This is a genomic window from Frankia sp. AgKG'84/4, from assembly GCF_023242965.2.
Lineage (GTDB): Bacteria > Actinomycetota > Actinomycetes > Frankiales > Frankiaceae > Frankia.
Map to the genome: position 1 here is coordinate 1 of NZ_JALKFU020000778.1, position 1,140 is coordinate 1,140.

At 75.4% G+C, this 1,140-nt stretch carries 1 protein-coding gene; it reads left to right on the forward strand.

Features of this window, described 5'->3' with window-relative positions; all coding sequences use genetic code 11:
* Positions 1-1,140 (forward strand): excinuclease ABC subunit UvrC (gene uvrC, locus MXD58_RS25155; RefSeq protein ID WP_250610126.1); only part of this gene is annotated, 1,140 nt, incomplete at both ends.

Sequence of the window (1,140 nt, forward strand, 5' to 3'; positions counted from 1 at the left end):
GCGGCGGACCTCGCCGGCAGCGGCCTGCCGCGGGAGATCCTGCTGCCCGTCCTGCCGCCGGACGCCGACGCCGTGGCCGAGCTGCTCGGGGAGGTCCGCGGCGGCCGGGTGGAACTGCGGGTGCCCCGCCGGGGAGACAAGCGCACCCTGCTGGAGACCGTCGAGCGCAACGCCCGCCAGACCCTCGCGCTGCACCGGACGAAACGGGCCAGCGACCTGACGGCGCGCAGCCGCGCGCTGGCCGAGCTGCAGGAGGCCCTCGAACTTCCGGACGCACCGCTGCGCATCGAGTGCTACGACGTGTCGAACATCCAGGGCACCAACGTCGTCGCGAGCATGGTTGTCTTCGAGGACGGGCTGGCCCGCAAGGCCGAGTACCGCCGGTTCTCCATCCGCGGCACCGCCCAGGACGACGTCGCGAGCATGTACGAGACGATCCACCGGCGCTTCTCCCGCTACCTCGCCGAACGTGTTCGCACCGGCGAGCTCGTCGGCATCACCGGCGATGGCGCTGACGGCGATGGCGCTGACGGCGATGTCGCTGACGGCGATGTCGCTGACGGCGACGGCGGGACGGGATCCGGGACCGGTGGCGCCCCCGGCGCGACCGGGGTGGACGGCGAGGACACCGGGCGCGGGCAGCCGATCGACCCGGAGACGGGCAGGCCCCGCCGGTTCGCCTACCCGCCGAACCTCGTGGTCGTCGACGGCGGCCCGCCGCAGGTCGCCGCCGCCGCCCGCGCCCTCGACGAACTCGGGATCGACGCCGGCCCGGGCGGGGTGGCGCTGTGCGGGCTGGCGAAGCGCCTGGAGGAGGTGTGGCTGCCCGGCGACGCCGAGCCGGTGATCCTGCCGCGCACCTCGGAGGCGCTGTACCTGCTGCAGCGGGTGCGGGACGAGGCGCACCGCTTCGCGATCACCTACCACCGGCAGAAGCGCTCCACCGCGATGGTGGCCTCCGCCCTCGACGAGGTGCCGGGGCTCGGCGAGACCCGGCGCAAGGCGCTGCTGAAGACCTTCGGCTCGGTGGCGAAGGTGCGTGCGGCGAGCGCCGAGGAGATCGCCGGGGTGCCGGGCATCGGACCGCGGACCGCGGCGGCCATCGTCGCGGCGCTCGCCCGCTCCGCGCCGGGTGCCGCC